Raw genomic sequence first — 18131 nt, forward strand, 5'->3', positions numbered from 1 at the left:
CTTGTTATACCCCTAGTTTCCAACCTAAAGTACGCATCACGTCAGAGAATACACCCGCAGCCGTTACTTCGGTGCCTGCACCATAGCCACGTAACACTAGTGGGATTGGCTGATAGTAACGGCTGTAAAATGCCAGTGCGTTTTCACCGTCCTTGATTTTATACATTGGATCGTTTTCATCCACCGCTGCGATGCTTACTGTGCACTTGCCCTCATTAATCTCACCAACGTAGCGCAGTACTTTGCCTTCTTTTGCTGCTTTAGCTGATAACTCTTTGAAGTAGGCGTCCGCTTCTGGGAGACGCGCCATAAACTCATCAACACTGCCTGAATCATCAAAACCTGGCGGTAGCGCTTGGTCAACAACAACATCTTCAAGCTCTAGTGACATGCCCGCTTCACGAGCTAGGATCAACAACTTACGCGCGACATCCATACCAGACAGATCATCACGAGGATCTGGTTCAGTAAAGCCATTTTCTTTTGCGATATTCGTCGCTTCACTTAAGCTCATTCCTTCATCTAACTTACCGAAAATATAAGAAAGAGAACCGGAAAGAATACCGCTGAAGCGCTCCAGTTCATCGCCTGCAGAAATTAGGTTTTGCAAGTTTTCAATAACCGGTAGGCCTGCACCTACGGTTGTTTCATACATCAATTTACGACGGGAGCTACGAGCCACATCGCGAAGCTGATGGTAGTACGCCATGCTTGCTGTGTTTGCTTTTTTGTTTGGTGTTACAACATGAAAACCTGCCGCTAGAAAGTCGGCGTATTGTTTAGCAATGCCTTCACTGGACGTACAATCAACCAATACTGGGTTGATAATATGATTGCGTTGTACCAAAGAAATCAGACGCGCTAGGCTGAACTCTTCTGTGGCTGCTGACATACGATCACGCCAGTGCTCAAGCGGTAAGCCTTCGCTATCAAGCAAAAGACCTTTGCTGTTTGCTAAGCCACAAACTCGAATCACAATGCCTTTCTCAGCCAGTTTGACTTGTTGGCGCTCGATCTGATCCACAAGCTCGCCACCCACACCACCAACACCAACAACGAACACATCGAGGAAGTGTTTCGAGTTGAATAGGTTTTCGTGACACGCTTTGATCGCTTCAGAAATTTTGTCTTCTGGAATAACGGCAGAAATCGCACGCTCTGATGAGCCTTGTGCTATCGCTACGATATTCACGCTCACTTCAGCTAGAGAAGAGAAGAAGCGAGAAGCCACACCGCGCGATGTGCGCATACCATCACCAACAAGCGTAATGATTGAAACATTATCAATAAACTCAACCGGTTCTAGTAAGCCATCTTTGAGTTCTAGCTCGAACGCATCTGCCAGCACTTGCTGCGCTTTCGCTTTATCTTCAGCCTCAATACAGAAGCTGATGCTGTATTCAGAAGAAGACTGAGTGATCAGAACAATAGATACACCAGCAGACGACATCGCACCGAATACACGGCTCGCCATGCCTACCATGCCTTTCATACCAGGGCCTGATACGTTAACCATGGTTAGGTCGTTAAGTGTTGTAATACCTTTGATCGCAAGATTATCTTCACCAGTATCTTGGCCGATAAGAGTACCTGCACCTTGAGGGTTAAAGCTGTTTTTGATCAGACATGGAATGTGGAATTGAGCAATAGGGGCGATGGTTTTCGGGTGCAGAACGGAAGCACCAAAATAAGAAAGCTCCATCGCTTCTTGGTAGCTTAGTGATTTAAGTAGGCGAGCATCTTCGACTAAACGTGGGTCACAGTTGTATACACCATCAACGTCGGTCCAGATTTCACAGCAGTCTGCGCGTAAGCAGGCAGCAAGAACCGCTGCCGAGTAGTCAGAGCCATTACGACCCAGCGTGACAAGCTCTCCTTTTTCGTTGCCAGCTGTAAAGCCCGGCATAATGTTCACGTGGCCCTGAGGAAGGGGGTTTTGACGGAAGTTTTGCGTTGAAATATCCACATCAACCATAGCTTCAAGATGATCACCTTGGGCATACAGATACTCGACAGGATCGATCAAGCTCGCTTGTTGTCCCTTCGCCTCCAAGACAGCTTTCATCAACTGAATGGAAACACGCTCACCTTTACTGATAATGCGTGCATTTACGTTGTTTGGGCACATACCTAATAGATTGATGCCGTGAACAAATTGACGTAATTGAGATAGCGAGGTTTTCACTTGGTTATCGAAAACTGAACCATCAATATTGGGTAGTACTGCTTGGATTTGAGTGAATAGCGTTTTAAACGACTCATCCAACTCTTTAATTTGCAGCTCTGCTTCACCATTGCGCAACGCGCCTTCAATGACCGCAACCAACTTATTTGTTGTTTTACCTGGGGCTGAAAGAACAACCGCCACTTCTTCTTGTTGAGCGTTATTGGCAATGATGTCTGCCGCTCTTAAAAAGCGATCTGCATCAGCTAGTGATGAACCGCCAAACTTCAATACTCGCATCCCTTCCTCCGGTATATCTTCTCAAACTTGTCTAAATTCTGGATAAAAAAGCATAAAAAAAGGCCTGTATCTTGTTGGATACAGGCCTTTTCTGTGAATTTCTTTCGCTCAGCAGCCTGCCCCAACATGTGTGGTGTCGGTAATAATAATGGTCGTGGTCATTACTACTAGGCTGTTAGATGGCATAAATAAATATTCAACGTTAATTGTGTTTGCTTAACTCTACGTTTACCGAGTTTCCGATTCATAGTCAACAAAAAATTGTTTGTTTTTCAGTCTTACAGCGATTTCTGCTAAGCAATCTTATTGATATTTAAAGCTAATTGGATGTTATTGCTCGTTAGGAAATCTGTCGCTTATTTTTTTGTAGGGGGCTCATCCCATTGTCATCAGTCTCACTTTTTACTCCATAACTAGTCTGATCTTCGTCATAAAGCGTAAGATCAAATTATGAAAGGGAGTTGTTGACACTTAACAACAACTTAACTGTGACCTATGTTCACAGGATCGAATTATTTAGAAAATAGGTGAGCTAGCTTTCATATTCTATGCTTTAATAGTGAGAAGCTTTGGGCACATACTAATAAAAAAGTTGACACAAGGAGTGGTGAGCATGAAAAGAGGGCTTTTTCTGTTGCTGTTTTTTGTGCCTGGCGTTTGTCTAGCAAACGAGCTTCCGCCTCTTCCAGGCAAAACATCCCCTTCTCCTCATAAACTATTTATTTCCAGCGACAGCTATCAATCTGACAGTTTCGATGTTTGGAATATCGACACGGGTTATGCGTACGAACTCTTTGACTCAGTAGACGTTTACGTCGGTGCACGAGTCAACAACTCTCCAACCCAAAACCAAAGCGGTTTTTTGAGTGGGATCAGCTATCACTTCAATGATCGTGTCACACTAAAAAGTTCGGTTCGCTCTTACAAGAATGAGACTGCGGAAGGTATTCGCCAAGAAGACAGCAGCCTCGCAGCTGAAGTCTCAAGTCGCGTAAAAATCACCGATAAACTGGATCTTCACGCGACTCTTGATTACCAAGATTGGCAACAAGGTATTGAGGTAGGTTTAGGCTTTCGTTTTTAGAAATCTAATTTTTGCTTTGAAATCAACACACCATTCCAATCAGCGTACACATAATGCTTCGGCTGCACGATTTGGTTTTGCATCGTTAAGGTCACATTGACCTCTCCCATACCTCGCTTCTCTGTCTTAAACGGATTGGTACCAAGTGCTTGCACGCCAATGTCCATCTGAGATATTTGTGCTACGTCGCGTATTGCACCATAGACAATAATGCCTTCCCACCCATTTTCTATTCCGAGTATTGCTAATTGATCGCCAAGCAATGCTTTCTGACACGAACCATGTCCGTCAACAATCAATACTTTCCCCGTTCCATCTTCGCCCAGTACTTCACGTACTTTTGAGTTGTCGTGATAGCAACGCACTGTGACAATTTCTCCGTAAAAAGCGGTGCGTTGACCAAAGTTCTGCAGTGGCAAAGTAAGCAGGGTAACTTGGTCTTCAAATTGGTCACAAATATCGGGTGTAATGTCTCTCATATTTCCTCCGTGAATTTTCTCACCCAAGCAGTGCTTCGGTGAGTAGTATCCTTTCCTATACGAGTCGAGGCTTAAGGGAGCCTAACTTATGCAACACTTTCGGCTGTGAGCACGCAATAAGGTAAAGTTGATCATCAATGACGTAGTAAATCGCGTTTTGTTGAAAGTCATTCGCCAATGCGACCGCCGCCTCTGGTGATAACTCGACGGCAAAGCTTTCCTCATACCATGTAAAAGAGCTGTCACCTACTGTGATAGGCGCGTAATTAACGTGCTGTAGCAGTGTTTCTAATGCTTGATTGCTTATGCAGTTCTCTTCTTTGGACCGCAAATTACTGTATGGGTTCCAAGCGGTTATCACAGCGTAGTTTGAAACGCACCACTCGGCCTCGAATCTGAAAAAAGATTCTGAATAAGCATTCCATAACGATGCGTCTATGTTCGTATTACTTTTTTCTATCATAAGTCTTAAACGATTAATAACAGTTACATTTCATCAATTGATATAAATCAACAAACTGAATGGAATTAACATTTGAGCATTGTTAGCATGCTGTTAACAATATAAAATCCGCTCCATATCTTAGGGTGTTTACGTTTCAGGCCCCACAGAAAGCAGGAAATGAAAGGTAAACAAGCCCTTTAGAATAAACGTCGCCATTGGATACTGGTGAGTTGGCAAAATTCCATGGAGGGCGGATAACTGAAAGAAGTGTTTTTTTGATCAACTTGATTTATTATCAAAATCACATTACCTGTATGTTATATTTTTGCCTAGAATTTATTCTATTAGCACAATTTTGTCACAAATTTAGGTACCGCCAATGCAAACCCCGCAGATTCTTATCGTTGAAGATGAGCAAGTAACTCGTAACACTCTTAAGAGTATTTTTGAAGCAGAGGGATACGCTGTTTTTGAAGCCAGTGACGGTGAAGAGATGCACCAAGTGTTGTCTGACAACTCAGTCAACTTGGTTATTATGGACATTAATCTTCCAGGCAAGAATGGCCTTCTGTTAGCGCGTGAACTACGCGAACAAGCGAACATTGCTTTAATGTTCCTGACAGGCCGTGACAATGAAGTGGACAAGATCCTAGGTCTTGAGATTGGTGCAGATGACTACATCACTAAACCATTCAACCCACGTGAACTGACTATTCGTGCTCGCAACCTACTTAGCCGCTCAATGAGCTCTAACGCGGTGCAAGAAGAGAAACGCTCAGTAGAAAAGTATGAATTCAATGGTTGGGTACTGGACATCAACAGCCGCTCTCTAGTAAGCCCTGCTGGTGATAGCTACAAGCTCCCTCGCTCTGAGTTCCGAGCTCTACTGCACTTCTGTGAAAACCCAGGTAAGATTCAAACTCGCGCCGATCTTCTTAAGAAGATGACTGGCCGTGAACTTAAGCCGCATGACCGTACTGTAGACGTAACGATTCGTCGTATTCGTAAACACTTTGAGTCTGTTTCAGGTACTCCTGAAATCATCGCGACTATCCACGGCGAAGGTTACCGCTTCTGTGGCGATCTAGAAGACTAATTGAATCGCTAATACGCAAAGGGCTTGCTCATTGAGCAAGCCCTTTTATTTTGGGTTTAGCAATTAGCGGACAATCACTGAATCTAATAAACCTTGTTAATCTTCACGTACTTTTCCACTAACCAGCGCTGTTTACCTGCGTCGTCTAAAAGTACCGCGATATCAACCGATTTTTCTGTGTCCGCGTCTACCTGAGACGTGAAGGCTACTTCCCATTGGCTCTCACTATGAGTTCGAGTTTCTAAAGAGTCTTCATCCACCCACCACTCTTTTTCTCCTTGCTTGATGATAAGCGCTTCGGCAGTCAGGTTGGCTGGGAGTAATTGGTCTCCTTCAAGGTAAAGTGAACCTTGAATGCTTTGCTCTTGCACTTCCCCAACGGTCGGCATCAGGTTCACCCATAAGTTACTTTTGAGCTCGACATTCACCTGGTTAATCGTAATCTGACTGTTTTGTTGCCAGTTCACACTTGGAACGGAACTGCAGCCTGCCATCAATGCTATAACCAACGCCAACGGTGCGATTTTTTTCATGTTATTTCCTTTGTTCCAACCAACTTTTGAGGACTTGAATATCGTTTTGGTATTCATTTTTGATCTCTTCAACCCAGTCTGAAATGTTTTCCCACCATGCTGGCATATCGGGAGATTGCGCTTTCTGCGCCACACTTTGGATACGTTTGAGGCCAATCGAACCTGCAGCGCCTTTAATTTTATGCGCTTCAGAAACAATCCCATCTTGATCTTTTGCCGTCATGTTTGAGTCTAAGACATCAATATAGTCTGGCATCATGTCTTCAAACATTTTTATGCTGTCGTAGACCGGCTTGGCACCAACAATGTCGACGTAAGACTCTAACATATCCATATCGAGCAAGTGTGTCTCAATCACAGGAGAAGGAGTCGGCTCTTCCACTGTTTCTGGAACGCTCTCAGGTTGCTCTTGCTGCTCTACCTGATGCGCGAAGAATTTATCAATTACAGACTGAATGGCGTTCACAGCAAGCGGTTTACTGATGGCATCATCCATGCCGTTATCTAAGTATTCACGACGATCTTTCATCACATTAGCTGTTAGGGCGACCAATGGAGGCAGATTGTTATAATGCTCGCGATAATAATTTGCGACATCAAACCCCGTCATATCAGGCAGCTGAATATCCAACAACGCCAAGTCATATTTTTCTGGCACAAAGTTCACGAGCGCTTCTTGTCCCGTCATCGCCACGGTAACGGAGTGCCCTAAGCTCTCAAGCAACGATTTGGCAACAGTGACGTTAAGCTCAATGTCTTCGACCATAAAGATGTTGAGATGCATATTGTCGCGTTTTGCATCAATGACAGGTTCTTCGAGTTCCACAATAGGAACGTGAATCGATACGGTAAAAGTACTACCAAAACCCTCTTCACTAGCGACAGTAATGTCACCATCCATCATATTGATCAGTTGCTTAGATACCGCCAAACCAATGCCTGTACCGACCGCATGTAGGTTGTCTTTGCCCGACTTCACTTGGTAATACATGGCGAAGATTTTATCGAGCTCATCTTCAGGTATACCAATACCTGTGTCTTCCACTTCCATAATAATGGTCGCAAAATCGTCTTCGACATCCGCGCTCACTGTCATCACAACGCCACCTTCTTTGGTAAACTTCATTGCGTTGCTGACCAAGTTCCAAATTACCTGACGCAAACGGGTCGCATCCACTTCAATTGCTTTTGGTAAATCACTCAAACGTTCTAAGTCAAAACGCAGCCCTTTTTGCTCCGCCATCAAAGCAGAGATGCTTTCAATCTCAGCGACGAAGTCTTCGAAGTTAAGTGGCGCAGGTAATAGTTCTAGCTTGCGGCGATCAAACTTATCCATATCGATAATATCGTTGAAGATGTTACCTAGCGTAATCGCACTCACATTGATGGTCTGCATGTGTTTGCGCTGCTCTTCTGTCAACGGACTATCGAGAAGCATGCGACTTAAGCCCACAATGCCATTTAGTGGCGTTCGCAGTTCATGACTGATGGTTGAGATGAAAGTAGTTTTATCACGGCTTGCTTTCTCTAACGACTCTTCATGACGTTTACGTTCAGTGATATCACGGCCAAAACCTACCAAGCCAAGGTGACGACCATCTTTGCTGTAAAACGGCACTTTACGCAGTTCAAAGTAATGTTTGCGTCCATCAGGATACTCTAGCCACTGCTCGTAAGTGATGGCTTGATTATCGGCGAAGACCTTTTGGTCAGTATCAACGATGTGCTCAGCGATTTCTTTGCTATACACATCCCAAGGGCTTAATCCGACTAACTGGTGCTCTTTCTTGCCCGTTAGCTCTTCCATTGCCCGGTTACAACCGGAGAACACACCATCGGCATTGCGGTAGTAAATTAAGTCTGGCGAGGCATCAATAAATGAACGCAGTAGTGCAGTGCGTTCCGCAAGCTCTAACTGAGTACGCTCTCGTTGGAACACCTCGTTTTCGAGATCTTGCATCGCTTCTTCACGAGCTTCTTCTGCTTTAATGCGCTCTTCAATTTCTTGGTTGAGCTTTTCGATGTTTTGTTGCAGTTGATAATTCAGTTCTTGGTCTCGCGAGCGCATGTCTTTCAGTTTGGACACCAACTTGGTTAAACGCTGGCGAGACTCTTCTAGCTGATCAACAACAACAGAAAGAAAATAAACCGCCCAAGGTGTAATCAAGAGACCAAAAAACACCGAACGGACAATGTCGATATCGTCGACTCGCCCCTTGAGAGCTAAAGTAATCCCCACCTGCACCACAACGGCTAATGCCACCAGCGCAAGGGCCAGCAAAATCGAGAAACGAACAATCCCCAGTTTGACTAGCAAGTCGACATAATACTGGGCGAGATTTTTCATGGGTTTCATTAACTACTCCATGGTGCTGGCTAGATGTTGCCCTTCAATGATAAAAAACGAGCAGACATATTCGGCCTAACGCAATTTAGGTCTGTGTGATTAGTGAAAAATACGTAGTGCGAACTGCGCTTGCTAAACAAGATAAAAAGATAAGTTAACCAACGAACGCACAGGTTTCGGTAAGTTTAACGTGTTTAATACGGCGATTTAAACAATCAGCTATCAACTTAGAGCAAGCGGTCACAAAGCGTTAGCAAGAACTTGGGTGAATACAGGTGCGATTACGTCCATCCGCTTTGGCTTGGTATAGCGCACTGTCAGCCATGGCAATACCCATTTCCGGTTCATCACCATGTTGAGGAATATAAGAGACAAGACCGATACTGACCGTGAGACATTCCGATGCTTCTGAGCTGTCGTGCTCCATATCGAGTTGTCGAATTTGTTCATGAATACGCTGCGCTACATTGCTCGCGCCTTCCGTTGTGGTATTCGGCAGGATAAATCCAAACTCCTCACCACCATAACGCGCAACACAATCCGAGGAGCGATTGATGACTTTTGTGAATACGGTAGCAACACTGACCAATGCTTCATCACCTTGCTGATGGCCGTAACAGTCGTTGTAATCTTTGAAAAAGTCGATATCACACAACATGATAGTGAGCGGCAGCTTTTCGCGGGCATGGTGGTACCATAGTACCTGCAGTTGTTCATCGAAGCGGCGTCGGTTCGATACCTGAGTTAAGCTGTCCATAAAGCTCAACTTTTCTAACTCTAAATTGGCTCTCTCCAACTTTTGTTCGGCAAGGTAACGTTCAGAAATATCACGCGCCATGATCAACACACCATTCGTTCCTGAAGCTTTATCTTTAAAGGGCGATTTCACCACATCAAACCACGTACTTTTGCCATCACTGCTAACGACTTTATCTATGTATCGGACAGGCTCTGACTGACGCAATGCATCTAAATCACTAGCAGCTAAGCGAGCGTACATCTCTTCAGGAATGACATCTTGAAGGCGCTTACCGATCAAATCAGACACGTCTGAAATTCCTAATGCATTAACGAACGGTTTATTACACGCTTGATAGACCATATTCTCATTGAAGATACCGATAGAGTCAGGGCTAGCGTCAAGAATAGTTTGTAAGATGGTATCCCTTTGCGCCAACGCAACTTCTGTATCTTTACGGCGCTCCATTTCATCTCTCAGGTTCTGCTGCATTTTGTGCCACTCGGTCACATCATGACTAATGGATAATGTACCGATCAGCTCACCACTCGGTGACACAAGGGAATTTTGATTCACTTCCAATAAGCAACTGCGACCTTGTGGATCCGTCGTCCACTTGCGCTCACTCTTTCTGGTAGCCTCACCCATGGAAGCCTTTGATGCGCAGGCTTCTTCCCTTCGCCCTTCCCAAAATTGATCAAATGCTCGGTTCGTCGTTAATAAATTCCCTTGGCGATCTTGGGTACAGATTAACTCAGAGAGTGAGTCTAGTGCCGAACGAGCAATCGTTAATTGCGCAAGCTCTTGTTGCTGCTCTTGATGAGTGGCTTGATATGGCTGCGCGTAGATGATCCAAACACGGTGATTGCGCAGCAAACTCTTTCTTCCTGACAACTCCACCTTGATAGATTCGCTTTCAGATAAACGCCAGTCAAATACCTGCTGGCTAAAATGACGACTAGAGACACTGTCGAGAAACGACTCAAGCGCACGAATATCGAATAAAGCGGGATACAAATATCCCGTTCCTAAAGAGCGAATACCTAATAACTGCATTGCAGCTTGGTTAGATAACAAGATCTGAGCATGGCCAGTATCCAGCACTATGACTGGATAGGGTGAATCCGTTACGAGTTGCTTAAGTGATGTTTGAAAGTGCAAATAGATCAGTGCTAACGCGCACACGCTAGCGATTAATAACAAGACGACATAGCCATAACCGCCTTGACCATCCCAAAGCCAATTGAGTAACTGATCCATCGTTTAAACCTTTAAAGAAAACTGGTTAAAATATATCAGTTATTTATTGAGCGATCTGCTATTAATTCCGGTTTAGTATAGATAAAAGCGTTTCCCGTTAGGCTTCCTTGAGCACCATGTTCACTGAGAGCTCGACCAATTTCAGTCATCGCCAGCCAGCGATTTTCACACCACAGTGGCGATAATAAGGTAGGTCTACGAGCTGCTGATGAAACGCGATGGTAAATCACATCTGGTGGTGTCATACGAATCATCTCACTGGCAATAGCGACATACTCTTCTAGCTCTGGCGCCTCTAATCGTCCTGCACGCCACGCTTTCGCCATGGTGCTGCCTTCCACAATATGCAAGCCATGTAACTTAATGCCATCCGTGCCCACGGCTAACACTTTTTGCAGCGTCTCAATGTTATCGTCGCGGCTTTCTTTCGGTAATCCAACAATTAAATGAGTACAGACTTTAATACCTAGCGCACGCGCACGCTTGGTGATCTCGGCATAACATTCGAAATCATGACCGCGATTGATGCGCTTAAGGGTGTCGTTATTAGCGGTTTGAAGCCCTAACTCTAGCCAAATTTCATAACCTTGCTGTACATAGTCAGACAGCAAATCTAATACGGCATCAGGCACGCAATCTGGACGAGTCCCGACACACAATCCCACAATATCAGCCGCTTTTAGTGCTTCTTCATACATATTTTTCAGCACTTGCACTTCCGCATAAGTACTGGTGTAAGCCTGAAAATAAGCGAGATACTTCTTCGCTCGATGAATTTCGCCCGCACGATCTTTCAACTGATCGTGAATACTTTTTATCTGTACTTCTTCATCCGCAAACGAAGCCACATTACAAAAAGTACATCCTCCCCGACCAATCGTGCCATCTCGGTTAGGGCAACTAAATCCACCGTGCAACGTTAGTTTATGGACTTTTTCACCGTATCGACGCTGAAGATCTTGGCCGATTGTATTGACCAACTCATGTAACTGCATAAATTCTCACCAACAATGAACCGTAATCAATCTCACTACGATCTGTGTAAATAAATTACATCCCTGCAAGAAAAAACACACAATACTAGTCAATTCAAACAAACCTCATACGGCTCAAAATCAATAAACCTGCATAAATACAGATAAAAAACGTTCATGTTGCGTAAATGTTAAACCAAAAATGCATAATTAAACGAAAAAATTGGGTCACAACGTCGACTTTTTCATTGCATTCTGAAGTGACAAAATTGTAGGATACTTACACAACCCCGTTATTTTTGTGACTTTTATTACAAAGTACACTGCGGGATTTGTCGGTGTTATCCCACTCCTACCTATATAAATCACTAAATAGTGGCAATAAATAAAGGGATACCACCAAGGATTGTTTTTCTCGCAAAACTTTTCCTGCGAGATACGGAAAGGAATCAAGATCGGTCAACCTAGATCGGTGGCGATAATAAATATAAAGGACAAGACGTAATCAATGGTCTAGGTGGCATTTGCCTGCCTGGTGCTTTTGCGTCGACATTGAACTGGAAGGATGTATCTATGGTAGATAGAGAGCAAAATCCACAGGGTCTATATACTCCTGAATTGGAGCATGACGCGTGTGGTATCGGTTTTGTTGCTCACCTTAAAAACCGTAAATCTCATGAAGTAGTGACTCAAGCATTGGATATGCTAGCTCGCATGGAGCACCGTGGTGGTCAAGGTTGTGACCCATGCAGCGGTGATGGTGCGGGTATCTTGCTACAAAAACCTCATGAATTCCTATTAGAAGAGGCCGTTAAGCTCGGCATTAAACTGCCTTCATTTGAAAAGTATGGTGTGGGTGTCGTACTTTTCCCGAAAGACGAATACAAACGCGAGCAATGCCGTGACATTCTAGAACGCAACGCTCAGCGTCTAGACCTTGAAGTTATTGGCTACCGCGTATTGCCAACCGATAACTCAATGATCGGTGCCGACCCGCTAAGCACAGAACCTCAGTTTGAGCATGTGTTTATCTCTGGTGGTCCAGGTATCACACCTGAAGAGCTAGAGCGTAAACTGTACGTACTTCGTAACTACACTGTACGTGTTTGCCTAGAAAGCGTTTCGAACATTGGTGATGACTTCTACATTAACTCAATGTCTTACAAGACATTGGTGTACAAAGGTCAGTTAACGACCGAGCAAGTCCCTCAGTACTTCCTTGATCTGCAAAACCCGACCATGGTGACTGCACTGGCACTGGTACACTCTCGCTTCTCTACCAACACCTTCCCGAAATGGCGTCTTGCACAGCCTTTCCGTTACATTGCCCACAACGGCGAAATCAACACCGTTCGCGGTAACTTGAACTGGATGAAAGCCCGTGAGGCGATCATTGAATCCGATCTATTTACCCAAGCTGAAATCGACATGTTGCTTCCTATTTGTCAGGAAGGCAGTTCGGATTCATCTAACTTTGACATGGCACTTGAGCTCCTAGTTCTTTCTGGTCGTAGCCTGCCGCACGCATTGATGATGATGATCCCGGAAGCATGGCAAGAAAACAAAAACATGGATCCTAAGCGTCGCGCGTTCTATCAGTACCACGCGAACATCATGGAACCATGGGATGGTCCGGCTTCAGTATGTTTTACTGATGGTGTTCAAGTTGGTGCGACACTCGACCGTAACGGTCTGCGCCCTTCTCGCTACACAGTGACCAAAGATAACTTCCTAGTAATGGCATCAGAATCTGGTGTTGTGGATATTGAGCCAGAGAACGTTGAGTTCCGCGGTCGTCTACAACCAGGTCGCATCTTCGTTGCAGACTTAGAGCAAGGTCGCATCATCTCTGATGAAGAAGTGAAAGACACCATCGCAACGGCACAGCCTTACGAAAAGTGGGTAGAAGAAAACCTACTAAGCTTGAAGAAGCTGCCAGATGCGAGCAACCAATTCAGCCAACCTAAGCCAGAACATCTTCTACACCGCCAACAAGCGTTTGGCGTAAGTACTGAAGAAGTGAACGAAATCATCGTTCCAATGGCAAATGAAGGTAAAGAGCCATTATCAGCCATGGGTGCCGACTGGCCTCTTGCAGTGCTATCTCATCAGTCGCAACATCTTTCAAACTACTTCAAGCAGCTGTTTGCACAGGTAACTAACCCACCGATCGATCCGATCCGTGAGCGTATGGTGATGTCGCTGAACACTTACTTGGGTAAAGACCAAAACCTTCTGACTGAAACACCACTTCACTGTCAGAAAGTCGAATTGGAATCGCCTGTTCTTGCGAACTCTGAGCTTGAGAAACTGCGTGCTATTGACAACGAGCATCTTCAGGCGAAGACACTGGATATCGTATTCCAAGCCAGTGAAGACCAAGGCAAGCTTGAGCGCGCACTAAAACGTATCTGCCAATACGCAGAAGACGCGGTTATTGATGGTTACTCAATCATCCTGCTAACTGACCGCGCAGTGAACTCAAACCACGCGGCGATCCCAGCAATGCTGGCAGTTGGTGCAGTGCATCACCACTTGATCCGCAAAGGTCTACGTGCTAAGTGTGACATTGTGGTTGAAACCGGTGACGCGCGTGAAACGCACCACTTTGCAACCCTTATTGGCTATGGTGCAAATGCGGTTAACCCTTACCTAGTTATCGAAACTATCATTGAACTACAACGCACGAAGAAGCTGGATCCAGAAGCGAACCCTCGTGATCTGTTCAACAACTACCGTAAAGCGATCAATGGCGGTCTTCTGAAGATCTTCTCGAAGATGGGTATCTCAACCCTGCAGTCGTACCACGGTGCGCAAATCTTCGAAGCCTTAGGTATTCATAAGTCAGTGGTAGACAAGTACTTCACAGGTACAGTTTCTCGTATCCAAGGTCTCACCCTTGACGATATTGCTAAAGAAGTGCTCGTTCGTCACCGCATCGGTTACCCACAACGCGAAATCCCAATTCAAATGCTGGATGTGGGTGGTGTGTACCAATGGAAACAGCGTGGCGAGAAGCACCTATTCAACCCAGAAACCATTTCTCTACTGCAAGAGTCTACGCGCAACAAGAACTACGATCAGTTCAAGCAGTACGCGACAGCAGTCGATAAACAAGGTGACAACGCGGTAACGCTACGTAGCCAGCTAGAATTCATTAAGAACCCAGCTGGTTCTATCTCTATCGACGAAGTCGAACCAATTGAAAGCATCGTGAAACGCTTCGCGACGGGTGCTATGTCATTCGGTTCTATTTCTTACGAAGCACACTCCACATTGGCTGTTGCGATGAACCGCCTTGGCGCAAAATCGAACTCTGGTGAAGGTGGTGAAGACCCAATGCGTTTCGAGCGCAAAGAGAACGGCGATTGGGAACGCTCTGCAATCAAGCAGGTAGCTTCGGGTCGTTTCGGCGTAACCTCTTACTACCTAACCAACGCTGATGAGCTACAAATCAAGATGGCTCAAGGTGCGAAACCAGGTGAAGGTGGTCAGCTACCAGGCGATAAAGTAGATGACTGGATCGGTGCTACACGTCACTCAACTCCGGGCGTCGGTCTTATCTCGCCGCCACCACACCACGATATCTACTCAATCGAAGATTTGGCTCAGCTTATCTACGATTTGAAGAACGCGAACCGCGCGGGCCGTGTAAACGTGAAGCTGGTATCGGAAGCTGGCGTAGGTACGATCGCTTCCGGTGTAGCGAAAGCGAAAGCAGACGTTGTACTAATCGCAGGTTTCGACGGTGGTACTGGTGCATCCCCAATGTCTTCAATCCGTCATACTGGTCTTCCTTGGGAACTTGGTTTGGCAGAAACACACCAAACGCTACTAAAGAACGGTCTACGTAACCGTATCGTGGTTCAAGCGGATGGTCAGATGAAAACACCTCGCGACCTTGCAGTGGCAACACTACTTGGTGCAGAAGAATGGGGCGTGGCAACCGCAGCATTGGTGGTTGAAGGTTGTATCATGATGCGTAAGTGCCATAAGAACACCTGTCCTGTTGGTATCGCGACTCAGAACAAGACGCTTCGCGAGCGCTTTGATGGCCGCGTAGAAGACGTCGTAACCTTCTTCCAATACATGGCACAAGGTCTACGTGAAATCATGGCTGAACTTGGCTTCCGCACTATCGATGAGATGGTCGGCCAAGGTCAGAAGCTGAAGATTCGCCAAGACGTTTCTCACTGGAAATACAAGAACCTAGATCTGTCTCCTATTCTACACGTTGAACAACCACGTGAGTCAGACGGTATCCATAACCAAACGCAACAGAACCACAATCTGGAATCGGTACTAGACCGTAAGCTGATTCAAGCGGCGATTCCTGCTCTCGAGAAAGGCGAGGCGGTGAATGCCGAATTCCCTATCGTCAACACTGACCGTTCTGCGGGCACCATGCTGTCGAACGAAATCTCGAAAGTGTACAAAGATGCCGGCCTACCTCGACCAATGAACGTGAAGTTCAAAGGTTCAGCGGGTCAGTCATTCGGCGCATTCCTAGCTAAGGGCGTGAAGTTCGAAGTAGAAGGCGACGCGAACGACTACTGGGGTAAAGGCTTATCTGGCGGTACGTTAGTACTTTACCCAGACGCAAAATCAAGCATTGTCGCGGAAGACAACATCGTGGTTGGTAACGTGTGTTTCTACGGTGCTACTTCGGGTGAGTCTTTCATTCGCGGTATGGCTGGTGAACGTTTCTGTGTTCGTAACTCAGGTGCGAAAGTCGTAGTAGAAGGCGTCGGTGACCACGGTTGTGAATACATGACGGGCGGTGCAGCAATTATCCTTGGTTCAACAGGTCGTAACTTTGCCGCAGGTATGAGTGGCGGCGTGGCTTACGTATGGGATAAATCAGGTGACTTTGAGTCAAAACTGAACCCAGAGCTAGTAGACCTAGATCCAATCGAGAAAGAAGACAGAGATCTATTACTCGACATGCTAACTAAGCATGTTCAATTCACAGGAAGTGAAGTCGCTCAGTCTTTCCTAGACAACTTTGAAGCAAGCCTAGCCTCTATGGTTAAGGTGATGCCGCGTGACTACAAAGCGGTGCTTCAAAAGCGTAAAGCTGAAGCGCAGTCTCAAGGAAACGAAACTCAAGCGGAGGCAGTATAATGGGTAAGCCTACTGGATTTTTAGAGCACGGTCGTGAACTACCACAGAAGATCGACCCCGCTGAACGCATCAAGAACAACAAAGAGTTCGTTCTGAACGAGGAGTTTGGTGACAAGATCAATACTCAAGCGTCTCGTTGTATGGATTGTGGTGTGCCGTTTTGTCATAACGGCTGCCCTATCGGTAACATCATCCCAGAGTTTAACGATGCGGTTTATCGTGATAGCTGGGAAGAAGCATGGAACATTCTAAGCTCAACCAATAACTTCCCAGAGTTCACTGGTCGTGTTTGCCCTGCTCCATGTGAAAGTGCTTGTGTACTTGGCATCAACCAAGACCCAATCACTATCTGTAATATCGAGAAAACCATCGTAGAAACGGCGTATCGTGAAGGGTACGCCAAGCCAAAAACGCCACGTTCTCGCACTGGTAAAACGGTGGCGATCATTGGATCTGGACCTGCTGGTCTTGCGGCTGCTGAGCAGCTAAACAGCGCAGGCCATACCGTGACAGTATTCGAGCGAGACGAGAAGGTTGGTGGTCTGCTGCGTTTCGGTATTCCAGATTTTAAACTGAGCATGGAAGTCATTGATCGTAAGATCAATCTAATGGCAGAAGCTGGCGTTGAGTTTAAAGTAAACCAACACGTCGGTGTTGATGTAAATGCTCAGCAACTGCGTCAAGAGTTCGATGTGGTTCTACTGACGGGTGGCTCAACGGTTCCACGTGATTTGCCAGTTCCGGGTCGTGAGCTCAAAGGCGTTCACTTCGCAATGGAATTCCTAGGTCAAAACAACCGACGTGCAAATAACATGGACCTGAAAACGGAAGAGATTCACGCAAAAGGTAAACATGTGGTTGTCATTGGTGGTGGTGATACTGGTTCAGACTGTGTAGGTACGTCAAACCGTCACGGCGCAGCAAGCGTAACTCAAGTGGAAATCATGCCGATTCCACCAGAGAAGCGCCCAGCCAATATGCCTTGGCCTCAATACCCAATGATCCTACGTACTTCGACCTCTCATGAAGAAGGTGTCGATCGTCACTGGAACATCCTGACCAAAGAGTTCATCGGAAATGACAAAGGTGAAGTCACAGGCCTTCGTCTTGCTGATATCGTTTGGCAAGATGCAAAACCAGGCGAGCGCCCAAGTTTCAAAGAAGTAGAAGGCAGCGAGCGAGTGATCCCATGTGATATGGCATTCCTAGCAATGGGCTTCTTACACCCAGAACCTACAGGCGTGCTTGCTCAACTGGATATCGCGCTAGATGATCGCGGTAACGTAGCAACTCAAGGTTTTGCTACTAACCAAGAAGGCGTATTTGCTGCTGGTGATATGCGAACAGGCCAATCTTTGGTGGTTCGTTGTATCAACGAAGGTCGCGAATGTGCTCGTGCTATAGATGACTACCTAATGGATGGCACAAACCTAGAAGCAAAAGCAGATTCACTGATGCTTTCTGCTTAACGGAAGTATTCACGCTTCCCTCTTTCAATGCCATAAATAGCCATCAGCGATATCGATGGCTATTAGCAAAGAAAGAAAACAATTCCTTCCAATCTTTCTATTTTGACCAGCATTTTA

At 45.7% G+C, this 18131-nt stretch carries 12 protein-coding genes and 1 other annotated feature; of the genes, 4 read left to right on the plus strand and 8 right to left on the minus strand.

The window, feature by feature from the left end:
• Window positions 1–4 precede the first annotated feature (4 nt).
• Window positions 5–2464: a bifunctional aspartate kinase/homoserine dehydrogenase I gene (thrA, locus tag FR741_RS12885; RefSeq protein WP_167426885.1), complete on the minus strand. Its 2460-nt coding sequence runs from the start codon at window positions 2462–2464 to the stop codon at window positions 5–7.
• 53 nt (window positions 2465–2517) lie between these two features.
• Window positions 2518–2637 (minus strand) — a sequence feature (Thr leader region).
• Window positions 2573–2650, minus strand: coding sequence for a thr operon leader peptide (gene thrL, locus FR741_RS12890; RefSeq protein WP_074192076.1), 78 nt, complete (start codon window positions 2648–2650; stop codon window positions 2573–2575). Its footprint overlaps the feature before it by 65 nt.
• Before the next feature lie 427 nt (window positions 2651–3077).
• Between thrL and FR741_RS12895 the strand changes: the two genes are divergently transcribed.
• Entirely contained in the window at window positions 3078–3548 is a 471-nt protein-coding gene (locus FR741_RS12895; protein WP_152814495.1) for a ribonuclease regulator, read from the plus strand.
• Here the strand turns inward: FR741_RS12895 and FR741_RS12900 are convergent.
• Complete coding sequence (locus FR741_RS12900) at window positions 3545–4027, minus strand: putative 4-hydroxy-4-methyl-2-oxoglutarate aldolase (protein ID WP_005396309.1); 483 nt, start codon at window positions 4025–4027, stop codon at window positions 3545–3547. The two genes, FR741_RS12895 and FR741_RS12900, sit on opposite strands and share 4 nt — an antisense overlap.
• 55 nt (window positions 4028–4082) lie before the next feature.
• Complete coding sequence (locus tag FR741_RS12905) at window positions 4083–4490, minus strand: DUF3293 domain-containing protein (protein ID WP_031780532.1); 408 nt, start codon at window positions 4488–4490, stop codon at window positions 4083–4085.
• Between the two features lie 361 nt (window positions 4491–4851).
• Between FR741_RS12905 and arcA the strand changes: the two genes are divergently transcribed.
• Window positions 4852–5568: a two-component system response regulator ArcA gene (arcA, locus tag FR741_RS12910; protein WP_005381824.1), complete on the plus strand. Its 717-nt coding sequence runs from the start codon at window positions 4852–4854 to the stop codon at window positions 5566–5568.
• A gap of 83 nt (window positions 5569–5651) precedes the next feature.
• Here the strand turns inward: arcA and FR741_RS12915 are convergent, their stop codons facing one another.
• The 4 genes from FR741_RS12915 to FR741_RS12930 form a co-directional block, all read right to left on the minus strand.
• Window positions 5652–6101, minus strand: coding sequence for a putative periplasmic lipoprotein (locus FR741_RS12915; protein WP_006742686.1), 450 nt, complete (start codon window positions 6099–6101; stop codon window positions 5652–5654).
• Window position 6102: 1 nt separating this feature from the next.
• Window positions 6103–8457 (minus strand): aerobic respiration two-component sensor histidine kinase ArcB, encoded by a 2355-nt coding sequence (arcB, locus tag FR741_RS12920; RefSeq protein WP_047009095.1) that lies wholly within the window; start codon window positions 8455–8457, stop codon window positions 6103–6105.
• Window positions 8458–8698: 241 nt separating this feature from the next.
• On the minus strand, window positions 8699–10447 hold the full coding sequence (locus FR741_RS12925; protein WP_167426886.1) for a sensor domain-containing diguanylate cyclase: 1749 nt from the start codon (window positions 10445–10447) through the stop codon (window positions 8699–8701).
• A gap of 35 nt (window positions 10448–10482) precedes the next feature.
• A complete protein-coding gene (locus tag FR741_RS12930) occupies window positions 10483–11442 on the minus strand; it encodes a TIGR01212 family radical SAM protein (RefSeq protein ID WP_047009093.1) in 960 nt (319 codons plus the stop codon).
• Between the two features lie 552 nt (window positions 11443–11994).
• Between FR741_RS12930 and gltB the strand changes: the two genes are divergently transcribed.
• Entirely contained in the window at window positions 11995–16545 is a 4551-nt protein-coding gene (gltB, locus tag FR741_RS12935; protein ID WP_167426887.1) for a glutamate synthase large subunit, read from the plus strand.
• Window positions 16545–18014, plus strand: coding sequence for a glutamate synthase subunit beta (locus FR741_RS12940; RefSeq protein ID WP_085343971.1), 1470 nt, complete (start codon window positions 16545–16547; stop codon window positions 18012–18014). Before gltB ends, FR741_RS12940 begins: the two co-directional genes overlap by 1 nt.
• The last annotated feature ends 117 nt before the right edge of the window (window positions 18015–18131 follow it).

This window comes from Vibrio diabolicus (genome assembly GCF_011801455.1).
Classification (GTDB): domain Bacteria; phylum Pseudomonadota; class Gammaproteobacteria; order Enterobacterales; family Vibrionaceae; genus Vibrio; species Vibrio diabolicus.

Coding starts and splice junctions, on each gene's coding strand:
- thrA (WP_167426885.1), bottom strand. CDS start 2,464: ATGCGAGTATTGAAGTTTGGCGGTTCATCACTAGCTGATGCAGATCGC.
- thrL (WP_074192076.1), bottom strand. CDS start 2,650: ATGCCATCTAACAGCCTAGTAGTAATGACCACGACCATTATTATTACC.
- FR741_RS12895 (WP_152814495.1), top strand. CDS start 3,078: ATGAAAAGAGGGCTTTTTCTGTTGCTGTTTTTTGTGCCTGGCGTTTGT.
- FR741_RS12900 (WP_005396309.1), bottom strand. CDS start 4,027: ATGAGAGACATTACACCCGATATTTGTGACCAATTTGAAGACCAAGTT.
- FR741_RS12905 (WP_031780532.1), bottom strand. CDS start 4,490: ATGATAGAAAAAAGTAATACGAACATAGACGCATCGTTATGGAATGCT.
- arcA (WP_005381824.1), top strand. CDS start 4,852: ATGCAAACCCCGCAGATTCTTATCGTTGAAGATGAGCAAGTAACTCGT.
- FR741_RS12915 (WP_006742686.1), bottom strand. CDS start 6,101: ATGAAAAAAATCGCACCGTTGGCGTTGGTTATAGCATTGATGGCAGGC.
- arcB (WP_047009095.1), bottom strand. CDS start 8,457: ATGAAACCCATGAAAAATCTCGCCCAGTATTATGTCGACTTGCTAGTC.
- FR741_RS12925 (WP_167426886.1), bottom strand. CDS start 10,447: ATGGATCAGTTACTCAATTGGCTTTGGGATGGTCAAGGCGGTTATGGC.
- FR741_RS12930 (WP_047009093.1), bottom strand. CDS start 11,442: ATGCAGTTACATGAGTTGGTCAATACAATCGGCCAAGATCTTCAGCGT.
- gltB (WP_167426887.1), top strand. CDS start 11,995: ATGGTAGATAGAGAGCAAAATCCACAGGGTCTATATACTCCTGAATTG.
- FR741_RS12940 (WP_085343971.1), top strand. CDS start 16,545: ATGGGTAAGCCTACTGGATTTTTAGAGCACGGTCGTGAACTACCACAG.